Genomic DNA, 14,467 nt, shown 5'->3' with positions numbered 1-14,467 from the left:
GACGATGACCGAAGGTCGAAACCGCGATGGAACGCCTGGCTTGGAACGCCATTCGCGCAACGCCGCTTCCCTGCGCGCGCGCGTGGGCTCAGCGTCGATGCACTTGCGGGCTCAGTTCACGCCCCGCGGCCTGGCGGCGCTGACGGGACTGGTGACCTGCACCCTGCTCTCCGCGGCAGCCATTGTTGCGGTTGCCACGCGCAAGTTGCCGGAGGGTGCAATGCCCGCACGGATGAAGCGCAGCCGCTGGTAATACGGTGTCTTCCAGTGGGACATCGAGGGCCAGGTCGACCGTGGTGTTGCAGCTCATCGCGACCGTCGAGGTCCAGGTCGTGCCATTGACATCACCGGTGTCCAGATCGTTGTAGCCGGCCGCGGGGGTCGGAAGGTTCACGGATTCGCGCACGCCGCGCATGCCATCGCCCAGGTAGACGACGGACCCTTCGCTCCAGCCCTGGGCCACGCCATCGAGGGCGTCGTCTCGGTCCTCGGCTGCAGGTACCGCCCACTGTCCACGCGCGCGTCCGTTACCTGGATGCGATCCAGCGTCGTGTTCCCGTATCCATCGGCCCGCATCGAGTTCAGGCTGTCGATGCACGTCCCGCCGGCGGCCTGGTCGCTGGCTGGCCGCGTGCCCAGCGGCGATAGGCTTTCTCGTCCGGCCCGTCTCGGGCCGGAGATCAACCGGGGCATTTGGAATGAGCCAGTCGACGGGTATGCGGGTGCGGGTCCAGGCATGGGCGCTGGCATTGGCCATCGTGGTGGTGGCGACGCTGCCGGCCGCCGCGGCGGAGGTGGCGGTGCCGCGCGCGGCCTACACGCTCCATCCGCAGGTGCAGGGAGAGGGGCCCATGGCCGTGGTCTTCGAGTCCGGCTTCGGACAGGGCGCGGTGGCATGGAAGGCCGTGATCGAGGGGCTGGGCCCCGAATGTCGCTGCATGGCTTATGGGCGTGCCGGGCTTGGCGACTCCGGTACCGACGGCAACGCGAAAACCATCGATGAGCACCTGGCCGACCTCGACGCCGTCATCGCCACGCTGGCGCCGGGCCGCAAGGTCGTGCTGGTGGGCCATTCCTACGGGGGGCTGTTGGTCAGCGAGCTCGCCCGCAAGCACCCGGACCGCGTGCAGGGCTTGGTGCTGGTGGACCCGACCACGATGGGGCAACGCCACGCCTTCCGACAGGGCGACCCCGCCCGCGTGCAGGCCGACGACGCCATGCTGCTGTCGATGCTGCCGCCCGCGATGGCCGCCGATTACCGCGCGCTCGTCGCCCAGCTCGACAGTGCCGAGGCGGCGACGCCCAGGGTGATGCCCGATGTACTGGTCGCTCTCCCGCGGCCGGCATTCGACGGCGTTGCCGACTCCACGGTGCCAGACGCCGCGGCGGCCTGCTGCGCTACGATGCCCGCATGGCCAGCCTGCTTGACCAGATCAGGGAAGCCCTCGTCGCCTTCACCCGGCTGCAGACGCCTCCGGCGCTGATCGGCGGGCTCGCGCTTGCCGCGCACAATGTCGTCCGTGCGACGCGCGACGTCGACTTCCTGGTGGATGCCGACGATGCCGACCGGTTGCACGGACTCCTGCTGGAGCTGGGCTACCAGTGCGTCCACCGCAGCGTGGACGCGGCCAATTACCTGCGCGGCGAGGAAGGCCTCGACCTGTTGTACGCGCACCGTCCCATTGCCCGGGAGTTGCTGGCGGCCGCCGGTGAACGGGACACCCCGATGGGACGGCTGCGGGTCATCAGCGCGGAGGGTCTGGTGGCGTTCAAACTCCAGGGGTACGTGAATGATCCCACCCGGACCCGCGACCTGGACGACATCCGTGCCCTGCTGCGCGCCCACCACGAATCGCTCGATCACGAGGCACTGACGACGTATTTCCGTCTGTTCGAACGGGAGGATCTGCTTGAAGCGCTCATCGACGAAGTCCAGGGTTGATCGCCGCGGCGTCGTCCTGGTGGGCGAGGGCGGTGTGCAGCGGCTACCGGCGCCGGCAGACCCGATCCAGGCGTGGCTCGACCTCATGGAGGTGGTGAGGATGCTGCGCCCCGCCGGCGCTGCGCGCCCGCCCGGCCCGACCCGTGGCCGCTTCCTGCTGTAGTCGGATGCGCGCAGGAGGGTGAGCCAAGGTTCAACAGGCCAAAGCGTTATCGAGCTCTATGCCGGCATCGTTGAATCAAGATGCAGCTTGTTAAACCCTGTGAGTCGAGCTCCCGCTCTGATCAATCTATTGGAGCACCAGTCGCTGCGATGAACTTCCCGGCCAGCGTTTCCGCCGATACCCGAAGCAGTGTCGCGTTCACCTCCATCGCGAACCGGCCGGTGTCCGGATGGCCGCGGGACAGGGCAACGTCCTGCTTCGCGAGCCGTTCGCGGAGCAGATCCGGCGCGACCGCCGTCACTGTCATGAAAAACCGGCTGGTGCCGTGAGGGAGCTTCTCGAACGAGAACCGGCGATAGTCCTGCAGCAGTGCAATCAACCGATCAGCGACCTGCCAGGACTTCGCGTAGTCCTCCAGGTAGCCGTCGACGAACTGCAATGCCACGGCGGCCTCCGGCCAGGCATGCGGCAGGGCGCCGCCGAACATGCGCCGCTGGTGAAACAAGCCGTCGATGAACCCGGCATCCCCTGCAAGGATCGCGCCGGACCCGGCGTTGAAGTGCTTCCACAGCGAGACGTACACGGTGTCGAACAGCGCGCTGTATTCGTTGAGACTCCTGCCCGAGTGGAGGGGCAGGTTGAACATCCGCGCGCCGTCCAGGTGCAGGCGGATGCCGCGTTCACGGGCGAGGCTGCTGACGCGGCGGAGTTGATCGAAGTCGGCCATTTCGTGATGGCGCCGACGCACCGGCGATTCGATGGCGATCACGCCGACGCGGGTCTCGACCCGGCCGCTGTGGGAGCGCGCCAGCCAGTGCTCCACGTCCTCGATGGGCAGGGTGCTGCCGCCTTCGGCCAGGGGCACGAGGTTCAGCCCGCTCAGGGTCTGCGCGCAGTCGCCGCTGTCGTTGTAGAGGTGGCTTTCCGCCTGCACGAGCACGCGACGACCGTCCCCGGCGAGCTTGCGCACCGCGAGGTGGTTCGCCAGCGTTCCGGTGGGCAGGTAGATGGCGTCGTCCTTGCCGAGCAGCCGGGCGAACTTGAGTTCCAGTTCACGGATGACGCCGCCTTGTGAGTAGTCGTCGGGCTCGAAGTCGCCCTGTGCCACGACCTCGCCCAGCAGTGCTGCGTACTCGGCGGGGCTGAGCCCAAGCCCGTCGGACGCGAAGTTCACGCGCTTGAACAATGTCGAAGTGGCGTTTGCCGTGGCGGGTGCGCCAAGTGCAGCCAACATCGGCGACGCGGCGGCAGCTCCACTCACGCCAAGGAAGCGGCGACGGTCCATGTGTAGTCCTCAGGGCAGGGCGAGGCGGCAGTGACGCCGCACATGGAGCATAGCGAAGGTCGCGCCCAGCCCATCGTGGCCGCACGCTTGCCGTACCGCCGTTCCAACAGTTGAACAGGGGATTCAAGCAGGCAGCGCTCACCAGGTCGGTCGGGTGCAGCCATGCCTTATCGGAGCCCCCTGATGGAGATTCGCAGCGCCTCGCTCAACTTCCCGCGCATGCGCGGGAGCGGACCTCGCACCGCCGAGCAGACCATCGTCTTTCCCCGGCAGATCGACGCAGCCGTCGCCTCGCTGGCCGGCTACTCCGCGGGCTTTCGCGGCGGCGACCACCACCTCGGGCGCCTGCAGGTGCAGCTGGCCACCGAGGTCAATGCCAACGTCGTCACCGTGCGCGCGACCTTCGGGCTGCGCGACTGGTCGGGCGACTGGGATGACGACTACGCGGGCACCGTGGAAGCGAGCGTGCTGGCGGAGCTGGTCGACGCCAGCCTGCCGCCGCCCCGCGGCGATCTGCAGATCACGGGGATTGAGGTCAACCAGGCGACCCAAGCGTTCCGCAGTGCGCAGCACCTCGACGCCGACCACGTGTTGCCGGACAACGCCATCTCCCTCGTCGGCGGCAAGGCGACCGGCGTGCGGGTCTACGTGGACTTCGGCGCCGAGCCGGCGCTGCCGGCCATCGCGCGGCTTTCCGGCGAGCTGGAGGTCAGCATCGGCAGCAATGTCCTGCTGCTGCCGCCCATCGCCACCATCGTGCCGCGCCGTGACAGCGAGATCGACCGGGGTGAGGCCGGGCACACGCTGAACTTCTCCATTCCCGGTGCGTGGTGCCGTGGCAGCGTGGATATCCGCTGCCGGGTGTTCGCCAGCACCGACCCCGGGCAAGCGTCGGCATTCGTGCGGCGCAGCCTGCGCTTCGTGGACGTCAATCCGATGCGCGTATTCGGCGTGGGCATCCATTACACGGGCCAGGGCATGGACCTGCCCGCACCGGACGCGACCACGGTGCTCGGTACCTTCGACCTCACCCGTCGCCTGTTCCCCGTGGGTGACGTGCTGCTGTCCGGCTATACCGCGATGGACTTCTCCGACGACATGGTCACCACCGATACCGACGGCTGCGGCGACGGGTTTGAGGCGCTGAACTCCAACCTGAAGGACCTGCGCGGGGATTCCGACGATCTGTACTACGGCCTGCTGCCGACGGGGGTCAACTTCGGGAACTTCGTTGGCTGCGGTGGCGGCGGTGTGGGTTCCGGCGTGGTCGGCGACATGGGCACCGCGGCGCACGAGGCCGGCCATGCCTACGGCCGCAAGCATGCGCCCTGCGACGACAGTGCCCGCTGCAGCAACCCATCCAACCAGGACGGCGATTATCCGCACTACGCGCTGTTCCATTCCGACAGCGTGGGCGAGTTCGGATTCGACCCCGCCGCGAACCGCGTCTTCGACCCGGCAAGCGCGCACGACATCATGGGCTACTCGGGCACCAAGTGGGTCAGCCCGTATACCTATGCCGGCCTGATGACGCGCACCGATCCGGTGGAGGGCGCGAGCGCCGTCCGCAGCCTCGATTCGGCCCTGCATGCCGTCATCCATCGCCCGCAACCGCGCGCGGAATGGTCGGGCAAGCCGGTGCCGCTGATGCAGCTCGAGGTCCACATCGACCACGACCGCAAGGTCACCATCCCGCACGTGTTCACGTATGCGGCGCAGCGGCGCCTCAGGGGAAGCCGCGCCACGCCCTTCCGCGTGCAGGTCAGGGACGCGGATGGAAAGCCACGCGCGTGCGCGGTGCTGCACGGCGATTGCTTCCACTGCGGGGCGGACTGCTGGCCGCAGCATCTTGCCGCGGAGGTTCCCATGGATCCGTTGCGCGCGCGCAAACTGGTGGTCTACGAGGGCGACATGGCAATCGCCGCGTTCGACATCCCGCAACCACCGGTGCTGCACGTGGAGGGCGTCGAATACAAGGACAAGGATCACGCGATCCTCCGCTGGTCGGCGAAGGACGAGCGCGACCTGGTCTACCTGGTGCACTGGCAGGACGAATCGGGTGCCTGGCGTGGCATCGCGCCCCGGCGGGCCGCACGTGAGATCGAGATCCCGGCGCGGCTGCGCAGCGCGCGTCGCCCGCTCCGGGTGCGCGTGCTGGCCAGCAATGGCCTGGCCACCGCGATCGAGGAGACCAGCGTGGATCCACTGCGCAAGCGCCGTGATCCGGACAAGGAGCCGCCCGTTGTACTGGAGGTGCCCGACACCGACGGCCCGATCGTGCGCGCATGGGCGGTCGACCGGCTGGGCCGGTCGCTGCCCGGTGCGGAGATCCGCTGGTTTGACGAGAAGGGCGGAGAGATCGGGCGTGGCGAGGCGCTCGATACGCGCCTGCTGGCGGCGGGCGCGCGCGTGGTGCGCGTGGTCGCGGTCAATGCCGGCGCGGGCAAGGCGGAACGCGACGTGTCCGTCGTCGGGCGCAAGGAGCCTCCGCCTGTCCGGCGTCCGCCACAGGCCGACCCCTGTGCCAGACACGAACAACCCCGCGACGATTGCCAGGAGAAGCCGCGATGATCATCCGCAACGCAAACGCCACCTTCAACCGCTTCGATGGTTCGGGCCCGCGCCAGGTCACGACCGACGTCGACGTCGGCATGCCGCTCTCATCGGCCGCGGCCATCCTGACCGGGTTCAACGTCAGCTTCTCGCCCAATGACGGCGACCATCACTTGGGCAACCTGGACGTGCGCCTGGACGCGGTTGTCGTCGGCAACCTGGTCCGGGTCACGTCGACGTTCGGTCTGCGCGACTGGAGCGGCAGCTGGGACGACAGGTATGAAGGCCAGATCTTCTTTGCCGTGGTCGGGGAGTAGTGGTGATCCTCCGCCTCCATCCGCATGCGGGTCCAGGTCACGCCCCGTGGCCTCATGGCGCTCACGGGGCTCGTGACCTGCACCCTGCTGTCCGCGGCGGCAATCGTCGCCGTCGGCACGCGCAAGCTTCCGGTGAGTGCAATGCCCGCGCGGATGAAGCGCAGCCGGTGTTAGTTTGCGCTAAAGGAATGTCCATGCCAGGAACCGGCTCTGCTTCGCACCCTGCGCCATCGGCACCACCCGGACCTCCGTGGCCCCGCATCGCGCCAGCCGGCTGCGAAGCGGCGCGAGGTGCTCCGATCGGGCGACCAGGCTGCTGAACCAGCGGACCTGCCCACCAAAGCCCTGGCTTTCATCGACCATCCGGCGCAGGAACGCCGCCTCGCCACCCTCGCACCACAGTTCGTGGTCATGGCCGCCGAAGTTGAGCGATGGGGGCGACGCGCGGCGCTGGTCGGGTCGGGTCGGCGCACCGAGCTGGCGACGCTTGCGCTGGTTGGCCTTCGCGGCTTCGCTGGCCGAAGCGTGAAACGGCGGATTGCACATAGCGAGTTCGAAGCGATCGTCCGGGCCGATCACGCCGCGGAAGATGCTGTCGCGCCGCGGCTGCCGACGCAGCGCGATCACCTTGTCCAAGCGGTTCGCCCGCACGATGGCGGCGGCGACCTGCAGCGAGGTCGCATCGATGTCCGTGCCCACGAACCGCCAGCCGTATTCGGCGTGTCCCAGCAGCGGATAGATGCAGCTTGCCCCCACGCCGATGTCCAGCACGCGGACCGCCGCGCCACGCGGGATCGCGCCGTCCCCGCTCTCGGCCAGCAGGTCCGCCAGGCCATGCAGGTAGTCGGCACGCCCGGGGATGGGCGGGCACAGCGCGCCGTCGGGCAGGTCCCAGTGGGCGATGCCGTAGTCGCTGCGCAGGAGGGCGCGGTTGAGCTCGCGCACGGCGGCGGGGTCGCCGAAGTCGATGCTGGTGTCGCCGCGCGGCGTGGTCACGAGGTGCGGCGTCAGGGCGGGGCACGCCTGCACCAGGCGCACGAAGTCGTAGCGGCCCTGGTGCCGGTTGCGCGGGTGCAGCCTGGGTTGGGATGGCTTCATGGGGCTATTTTCGCTTGCCGCTGTCTTCAATGCCGGAACCAGCTGTGCAGGCGCACCAGCAGCAGCTCGACGTCGGTCAGCGCGGCCCGTTCGCCACGCAGCCGCACCGCGAGTTCCGGCACGTCGGTGCTGATGTCGTCCACGCCCAGGTCCATGTAGCGCGCCATGCGCACGGGATCGTTGACCGTCCAGGCCTGCAGCCGGTAGCCGCGGCGGCGTGCATCCGCGACCGCGCCGGCATCCACCTGCAGGTGGTTGAGGCCGAGCAGGTCGAAGTCGGTGCGGCGCGCGGTGCCGGGGAGGGCGGCGTTGGCGAACAGGGCCAGTCGTGCCCCGGGGGCTTCGGCCCGCGCGGCGCGGACCAGCTCGGGGGAGAGCGAGGCCAGCACGACGACATCCTGGTGGCCGCTGCGCCGGATCTCGCGCAGGGTGGCCGCGAGGAGGGCGTCGGCGTTGTCCGCGTCGGGCTTGAGCTCGACCAGCGCCAGCGCGCGGCGGTCGATGAAGGCCAGCGCCTCGGACAGCGTCTGGATGCGCTCGCCCGAGAAGCGTGGATCGAACCAGCTGCCGATGTCGATGTCGCGCATGCCCGCCAGCGGCGTCTCCGCCACCGGGCGCGGGTCGTTGGCGATGCGGCGGAAATCGCTGTCGTGGAACACGACCACGGCACCGTCGGCGCTCAGCCGGACGTCGAACTCGATCGCGTCCGCGCCGGCGTCGATCGCCGCCTGGAACGCGGCGAGGGTGTTCTCCGGTGCCATCAAGGCGGCGCCGCGGTGCGCGGTGACGGTGACCTCGCGACGCAGGTTCATGCTGCCGACCGCGAGGCTGGCCTGCACCAGCGCGACCGCCAGGAACGCGGCTTCCGCGCCCCAGACCAGCCGGCCCGGATGGTGCGGCGTGGCGTCCACGGCCCGGCATCCCCGCGCGCCGCCCAGGCGGTGGAACAGGGCGCGCACCAGCAGGGTGTTCAAGGTGGTGCCCAGCAGCAGCGCGCCCAGCACCGTCGCCGCGTTGAGCGTGAGGTAGGCCACCATCCCGAGGCTCAGCAGCAGGCGGTGTTCGGGCAGCCAGTCCAGCAGTGGGGTCGCGCCCTGCTGGTACAGCCAGGTCACGGCCAGCGGCAGGGCCGCGACCGTGAGTGCCACGCCGGCCACCAGCGTGGCGATGCGCAGGTGCCGGCCGCGGGTCAGCGTGCGGCTGCGGCGCAGCGCGCCAAGCGGCGAGTGGCCTTCCAGCACCAGCGCCGGCGTGGCGAGCAGCCAGCGGAAGTACAGCGTGGCGTGCAGCAGCACGCCGATCGCGAGCACGGGCAGGAAGCCGCCCAGGAACCACCAGAGTGCGGCGGGCCGCGCCACCAGCACGAAAGAGGGGTCGTAGCCGCGGAGCAGCAGCCAGTAGAGCGCGGCGCCGATCGCGAGCCACGGCAGCGCCAGCACCGCGTGTGCGGCCATCTGCAGGGCGGCCAGCATCGCCAGCGGCACGGCGCGGCGCAGCATGCCCAACAGCGCCGCCGCGGCCGTGCGGTAGCGGCAGCCGTGGCTGGCGGAGACCAGCAGCATGCCGGCCTGCTGCAGCATGACCACGTACCAGGACAGGGCGCCGGCCAGCATCAGCCAGGCCAGGGCCAGCAGGTTGTCGCGCACGCCATCGAGGTCGCCGGCGAAGGGGCGTTCGATCCAGTGCAGCAGCGCGGCCAGCGACCAGGTGGTCAGCGGTGCCGCGGCCACTGTGGCGAAGGCGGTGAACAGCAGATACCAGGCCAGCATCGGGCGCAGGTGGCGGCGCAGGTCGCGCCGGATGTCGTGCACCAGGATGCCGCGCAGGAGGGCGCGGTCATCGGTGCCGGGGGCGGGCGCAGCGGGTGGGGCCGGGGCGGGCATGCGGAAAGTGTTGCACGGGGTGCTGCCCGCGCCGCAGCCGTCGCATTTCTATGCAGAAAGGAAGGGTGAGCCCACAGGGGGCTCAAGGCCCGTCAGTCGCCCAGGATGCGGGACACGAGTCCGGACGCGAGTTCGATCAGGTAGTAGGTGTCGTCCTGCGGGTCAGGGCGCACATAGGTGTAGCCGGCCGGCGGTGCGTCCCAGCCGTGGCTGCGGTAATCGTGCACGTAGTAGCGCGGCTGGCGGTACTCGGCCGGGATGTGCTGGCCACGCGCCCAGCGGCGATAGGCCTTCTCGTCTTCCCGGACGGCCTTTCGGTAGTCGCGCTCCGCCTTCTCGTAGTCCTTGCGGGCACGCCGCTCGGCCTTCTGGCGGTCCTTCCAGTAGTCGCGTTCGGCCTTGTGGTCGTGGCGGTCATGGCGGTCGTGGCGATGGTTGTCCCGCGCTTCGGCCGTGCCGGCGGCGGAGACGGCAACGGTGGCGAGTGCGGCGGCGAGCAGGAGGCGTTTCATGGCAGCGACCTCATGGGTTTTGCGGAATGGAGCCCATCCTGTCTGACGCAACGTGAATGTACGGCGGACGGGCCTCACCTGGCACCCGGTCTTCATGGCGCCTTGTGTGTGCGATGGCCGAGCCCATCGGGTTGCGCCCGCAACCGTGAGCCCGGTGTCATGGCGGAAGGCCACGCTGCGCTATCGTTGCCCACCGCCTCCTCCTGCGATCAGCCCATGACGCTCACGAGACTCGCTCCGATGCTGCTGCTCTGCCTGTCGTCCACCGCCTTCGCGCAGGAGGAGGGCGGGCGCGACACCCGCGCTGATGGGCAACGATCGCCCTGGGGCATCGGGGTAGCGGCCGTGGTGACCGACAGTCCCTATGCCGGCGAGGGCACGCGGGTGCTCCCGGTGCCGCTGCTGTCCTACGAGGGCGAGCGCTTCTACTTCCGCGGCATCACCGCCGGCTGGCGGCTGGTCGATTCCGATGGCTTCGAGCTCGCCGTGCTGGGCAAGGCGCGCCTGGATGGCTTCGACGTGGACGATCTCGACCGCGCGGTGCTTGCCGGCAATGGCGTGGACGCGGCGTTGCTCGAGGACCGTGACAAGGGCCTGGACCTCGGGCTTGGCATGGAGTGGAGTGGCGACGCAGGCGAACTGCAGCTCGAGCTGCTGGCGGACGCCTCCGGACGCAGCGATGGGCAGGAGGTATCGCTGCAGTACGGCTATCCGATCCGGGCAGGGCGCACCCTGTTGACGCCGATCGTGGGAGCCACGTGGTGGTCCTCCGACATGGCCGGCTACTACTACGCGCCCCTGCGCGAGGAAGTCGCCCGCGGCGTGCCTGGCTACTCGCCCGGCGCGGTGACGGTGCCGCACGCGGGCGTCTCGTTCTTCCGGCCGCTGGGCCAGGCCTGGTCGCTGGTCGGCTCGCTGCGCTACAGCCACCTGCCCTCGGCCATCGGCAACAGCCCCTTCGTCGAGCCCGGGACCGACGGCACGCTGTCGATGTTCGTCGGCGTGTCGCGCGGATTCCGGCCGTGGTGGGTGAAGCAGGGGCGGTGAGCCGATGAGGCCGCGCCCGCTGACACCCGCTCGGTGAAGTCGATCCGCGGCTGCAGGTACCGGCCGCTGTCAGGCTGTGGACCGGGTCTGCCTATTCGACCGACCGCTCAGGCATGAGGATCACGAATGGCTCGCACGTGCTGCGGGAGCACCCCAGCAGACGGACTTCTTCGCGGGAACGCCAAGTGCTCGTGCCCGCCGCGTTGATCTCGAAGGCCCACTCCCGGCCTTCGGCCTGCAGGCGGCCCTTGATCGAGCAGGGCAACCAGGAAAAGTCATGCAGCCCGCCTTCCGGAAGTTGCTCACTGATGCCAAAGAAGGCTTCCGCCTGCTGCGCGTCGAGCGACCAGGCACGGCATGCGGCCGCTTCAGCATCGGAGCCGCCGGCGCCGCCTGCTGGCTGGTAATGGGCCTGCGCAATCTCAAGCACGGTGACGGCTGAGGGAGGGGCGCTACCGCTGCGGACCTGCGACTGGCACGCGCCCAGCAGCGGCAGCATCAGGGCCCAGGCCAGGTGGGGCAGGCGCGTAGAGGCCGGCACCTTCCCCGGGTGTCTTGCGTGAAATGGCGTCATGTTCGTAAACATCCTCGTCGGTCAGTCCAAAGTTGCTCTGCAGGGATTCCATCAGGAGGTTGATCGCGATGCCGACCTCGGGCGTCCCCGGGGTTGTCCGCCCAAAGTCGAGCGCCTAGCGTCGACGCATCCCCCACGCACGGGTTGCCGCCATGACCCTGATTGATTCCGCAGCACGCATGTCCAACGCCGCGCTCGATGCGGCCAGCTGGCGCCCCGACGCGATGTCCACGTCCCTGCAGCGGGCGCCGGTCGCCGATGGGGTGGGCCGGATGCTCGAGGCGGTGCGTACGGCGGGGGAAGCCGCTGCATCCGGCGCCAGGGCCAGCGCGCCAGGCGGACGCGAGCTGGTGGCGACGGAAGACAGCGTCGATGTCGGCGGGCACCGGGACGCGTACGAACTGCGGCTCTATCGCGAAGCGGACGGCACCTACACGCTCGAGCTGCACATGAAGATCGACTTCAACTTCGAGGACGGCGCCGACGGGCTCGCCTGGACGCCGGAGGAAAAGCAGGCCTTCATGGACGACTACGTGCACGAGGTGGAAAGCGCCTGGGACGGGCATGGCTTCACCACCGACGATGGCAAGGAGGTGACGCTGGATATCCGGCTCGACGTCAGCGAGCAGGAGAGCGGATTCTTCGGCCGTGTGCGCGACCTGATGGATCCGAGCGAGAACTACAACATCAACGTCCTGCGCATCCCGGACGGCGACTTCCACCGCAGCTCGGTCGGCCCGGGCAACATTTCCCACCTGGACAGCGAGGACAATCGGGCCGTGTCCAAGGGCGCCAGCATGCCCCAGGTCGGGACGGCCCACGAGTTCGGCCACATGATCGGCCTGCCCGACGAGTACCACGACGGCCATCCCAACCAGTCCGACAAGGACAGCATCATGAATTCCGGCATGGAGGTGCGCGAGCGCCACCTTGACCTTGTCGAGGATTGGGTGGAGAACAACAGCTGATCCGGGCCCGGGAACCGTCCCATGAAATCCATTGCAGTGGCATGCTCGCTGGCGCTGCTGCTAGCCTGCGGCAGTCAGGTTGGGGGAGGTGCCATGGCCACTGAACATGAGTTCGACGCTGCCTGGGAGCGGGTGCGCGACGCGTCCGATGCCGGGGCCCAGCGCGCCGGGATCGCCGCGTTCCTGCGCCGCAACGAAGAGGCCGGCGCCCCTGCGCTGCAGGTGTCGGTGGCGAATCGCGAAACCGGCGGGAAGGCGGCGATCGACGATGCGCTCTGGCAACATCCCGACCGCTACGAAATCACGCTGCGCTACGGCGCGCGCAGCCATGTCTTCGTGCCGCTCTCGTCGGCCAGCCTCGAGCCGCTGTTCCGGGAGTAGGAGGCGCTACTTCTGCCGCGGCTGCTCCAGTCCATCGCCCGCCTCGCGCTGGCCCGTGCGCAGCTGGCGGATGCGCTCGACCAGTGCGCGCGCGGCGTTCCGACTTTCCTCGAACATGGCCTCGTCGTCGTCGAGCGCAGCGTGGCTGGTCGCATAGGGCGCGTAGTAGCCGATATAGCGGTCCACCTGCGACAGCGCGCCCGCGTCCACCAGGCCCATGCCGCGCAGCCAGTCGGCCAGCGCGTGGCGCACCTGCTGGGTGCCTTCGCTGTCGCCATGCACCAGCACGGCGAACGCACGCCCCGCCAGGTGCTGCGGATAGTCCCAGCCATCGAGCTCGATGCGCTTGGCGCGCTCGGGATCCTTGCCGGCGGTGGACGTGGGATCGGGATTGCCGCCGTCGGCGCAGACCAGCCGGTCCATCATCAGCTTGAGCGGCGAGGTGGCCTGGTTCCAGTGCACCGGCGTCACGATCATCACGCCGTGGGCCTCGGCCCAGCGCGGGTAGATGGCGTTCATCCAGTCGTGGTGCTGGCCCAGCCCGTGGTTGGGGTAGCAGGAGCAGGGCCAGTGGCACAGCGGCATCGCGGTCGAGACGCAGGCCTTGCAGGGATGGATGATGCGACCGTACTCGGACGCAAGGCGATCGAGCTCGAGGACGTCGCACTCGGCGCCCGCGCGGGTCGCGGCATCGCGCGCGGCCTCCATCAGGCGCCAGGTCTTGGACATCTCGCCGGGGCAGGTGTGTTCGCTGCGCGGCGAGGCGCAGACCAGCAGGATGCGGTCGGGCGTTGCAGGGTCGCGCTGGCGGGCTTCGGCGGCGCGGATGGCGTCACGGGCGTCCCGCCATTCGTCCGACAGGTCGTATGTCGGATCTTGGAAGCCGGGGCCCGCGGGATGCGTGTGGGGCGCCTTGCGTCCCTCGTCATACGCCTCCCAGGCCACCGCCGCGAGCTGGTCGATGGCATCGCGGTGGGCGTCGAACGCGGGGTCCACGAACGGGATGCGGTAGCGCCGCTCGAACTCTTCCCGCGTGAGCTTGGGGTCCGGTTGCCCGGTGCGCGGCGTGGGAGTGGGTTCGCGTGACATGGAGGGTCGGCCTTCGGGACGCATCGGGGCTGGCGCGTGGCCTTCAGTAGACCATGCCGACGGTGCCGGTCCTCGAGCGACTCGTCCGGAAACCCCTCCATCTGCGCCTCTTACGATCCCTCCGGCACCCGGACCCGGTTCCCCTTCGATCCCGGCAGCCTGTGCAAGCGCTGATTCACCGTCGAGGACCGCGGTCGTGCTCTCTGGCCGTCAACGCGCCGCTTGCTATCGTCCACGCCGTCGAATCATTGCGAGGCGTGCCATGGATCGTTCGGACTTCGCCGGGTCGCGCGGGTGGGTCGCAGGCCTGCTGCTGATGGTCGCCTGTGGCACCGCGCCCGCCCTAGCGGCGCAAGCGGTGAAGCCGCAGGCGGGCGCCGCGAACACGTCGCAGGCCGTCGACGAGGCCGCGATCAAGGCCGAGCTGCGGCGCATGGTCGAGCAGCGCAAGCGGGAGCTGCGGCCGGAGTACGAGCGCCGCGTGCGCGAAGACGGAAAGCCGAGCGCCGACCGCTGGTTGCGCGAAACCGCCCACGAGCTGGGACGCCGCGACCGTGCCGAGATCCGCGCCAGGTTCGGGTACTGAGCCGGCACCCATCACCGTGGGCCAACGCATGCCGGATAGGCTCCACGCCTTGACCGTTACCGTGGAGCA

The 14,467-nt window shown here is 69.5% G+C and carries 15 protein-coding genes; 8 read left to right on the top strand and 7 right to left on the bottom strand.

Features of this window, described 5'->3' with window-relative positions:
• Positions 1 to 88 precede the first annotated feature (88 nt).
• Positions 89 to 463 (bottom strand): hypothetical protein, encoded by a 375-nt coding sequence (locus JG616_RS08900; protein ID WP_199392367.1) that lies wholly within the window; start codon positions 461 to 463, stop codon positions 89 to 91.
• Between the two features lie 235 nt (positions 464 to 698).
• Between JG616_RS08900 and JG616_RS08895 the strand changes: the two genes are divergently transcribed.
• A complete protein-coding gene (locus JG616_RS08895) occupies positions 699 to 1,484 on the top strand; it encodes an alpha/beta hydrolase (RefSeq protein ID WP_235973070.1) in 786 nt (261 codons plus the stop codon).
• Complete coding sequence (locus JG616_RS08890; RefSeq protein WP_199392366.1) at positions 1,412 to 1,942, top strand: nucleotidyltransferase family protein; 531 nt, start codon at positions 1,412 to 1,414, stop codon at positions 1,940 to 1,942. Before JG616_RS08895 ends, JG616_RS08890 begins: the two co-directional genes overlap by 73 nt.
• Before the next feature lie 284 nt (positions 1,943 to 2,226).
• On the opposite strand, the gene JG616_RS08885 is transcribed toward JG616_RS08890, so the two are convergent.
• On the bottom strand, positions 2,227 to 3,390 hold the full coding sequence (locus tag JG616_RS08885) for a beta-eliminating lyase-related protein (RefSeq protein ID WP_199392365.1): 1,164 nt from the start codon (positions 3,388 to 3,390) through the stop codon (positions 2,227 to 2,229).
• Positions 3,391 to 3,573: 183 nt separating this feature from the next.
• Between JG616_RS08885 and JG616_RS08880 the strand changes: the two genes are divergently transcribed.
• Together JG616_RS08880 and JG616_RS08875 are read left to right on the top strand one after the other, a co-directional pair.
• Positions 3,574 to 5,961 (top strand): M66 family metalloprotease, encoded by a 2,388-nt coding sequence (locus JG616_RS08880; RefSeq protein WP_199392364.1) that lies wholly within the window; start codon positions 3,574 to 3,576, stop codon positions 5,959 to 5,961.
• Positions 5,958 to 6,260, top strand: coding sequence for a hypothetical protein (locus JG616_RS08875; protein ID WP_199392363.1), 303 nt, complete (start codon positions 5,958 to 5,960; stop codon positions 6,258 to 6,260). The genes JG616_RS08880 and JG616_RS08875 overlap by 4 nt, the downstream gene beginning before the upstream one ends.
• A gap of 180 nt (positions 6,261 to 6,440) precedes the next feature.
• Here the strand turns inward: JG616_RS08875 and rlmF are convergent, their stop codons facing one another.
• From rlmF to JG616_RS08860, 3 genes are all read right to left on the bottom strand, one after another.
• The gene (rlmF, locus tag JG616_RS08870; protein WP_199392362.1) at positions 6,441 to 7,358 is read right to left on the bottom strand and encodes a 23S rRNA (adenine(1618)-N(6))-methyltransferase RlmF; all 918 of its coding nucleotides are present in this window, start codon (positions 7,356 to 7,358) and stop codon (positions 6,441 to 6,443) included.
• A gap of 26 nt (positions 7,359 to 7,384) precedes the next feature.
• The gene (locus tag JG616_RS08865; RefSeq protein WP_199392361.1) at positions 7,385 to 9,241 is read right to left on the bottom strand and encodes a glycerophosphodiester phosphodiesterase family protein; all 1,857 of its coding nucleotides are present in this window, start codon (positions 9,239 to 9,241) and stop codon (positions 7,385 to 7,387) included.
• A gap of 92 nt (positions 9,242 to 9,333) precedes the next feature.
• Positions 9,334 to 9,753, bottom strand: coding sequence for an RcnB family protein (locus JG616_RS08860; RefSeq protein ID WP_199392360.1), 420 nt, complete (start codon positions 9,751 to 9,753; stop codon positions 9,334 to 9,336).
• 216 nt (positions 9,754 to 9,969) lie between these two features.
• Here JG616_RS08860 and JG616_RS08855 point away from each other — a divergent pair, with 216 nt between their 5' ends.
• The gene (locus JG616_RS08855) at positions 9,970 to 10,800 is read left to right on the top strand and encodes a MipA/OmpV family protein (protein WP_199392359.1); all 831 of its coding nucleotides are present in this window, start codon (positions 9,970 to 9,972) and stop codon (positions 10,798 to 10,800) included.
• Positions 10,801 to 10,891: 91 nt separating this feature from the next.
• Here JG616_RS08855 and JG616_RS08850 read toward each other — a convergent pair whose 3' ends face one another.
• Entirely contained in the window at positions 10,892 to 11,299 is a 408-nt protein-coding gene (locus tag JG616_RS08850) for a hypothetical protein (RefSeq protein ID WP_199361773.1), read from the bottom strand.
• Between the two features lie 227 nt (positions 11,300 to 11,526).
• Between JG616_RS08850 and JG616_RS08845 the strand changes: the two genes are divergently transcribed.
• Positions 11,527 to 12,342: a hypothetical protein gene (locus JG616_RS08845; protein ID WP_199392358.1), complete on the top strand. Its 816-nt coding sequence runs from the start codon at positions 11,527 to 11,529 to the stop codon at positions 12,340 to 12,342.
• A 21-nt stretch (positions 12,343 to 12,363) separates the two neighbouring features.
• The gene (locus JG616_RS08840) at positions 12,364 to 12,723 is read left to right on the top strand and encodes a hypothetical protein (RefSeq protein WP_199361775.1); all 360 of its coding nucleotides are present in this window, start codon (positions 12,364 to 12,366) and stop codon (positions 12,721 to 12,723) included.
• A gap of 6 nt (positions 12,724 to 12,729) precedes the next feature.
• On the opposite strand, the gene JG616_RS08835 is transcribed toward JG616_RS08840, so the two are convergent.
• Positions 12,730 to 13,812 carry a flavodoxin family protein gene (locus tag JG616_RS08835; RefSeq protein WP_199392357.1) on the bottom strand — a complete coding sequence of 361 codons (1,083 nt, stop codon included), beginning with the start codon at positions 13,810 to 13,812 and terminating at the stop codon, positions 12,730 to 12,732.
• A gap of 262 nt (positions 13,813 to 14,074) precedes the next feature.
• On the opposite strand from JG616_RS08835, the gene JG616_RS08830 reads away from it, so the two are divergent.
• Complete coding sequence (locus JG616_RS08830; protein ID WP_199392356.1) at positions 14,075 to 14,398, top strand: hypothetical protein; 324 nt, start codon at positions 14,075 to 14,077, stop codon at positions 14,396 to 14,398.
• Positions 14,399 to 14,467 lie beyond the last annotated feature (69 nt).

Source organism: Luteimonas sp. MC1895 (assembly GCF_016457215.1).
GTDB lineage: Bacteria > Pseudomonadota > Gammaproteobacteria > Xanthomonadales > Xanthomonadaceae > Luteimonas.
This window is presented reverse-complemented; position numbering and strand designations above follow the sequence as displayed.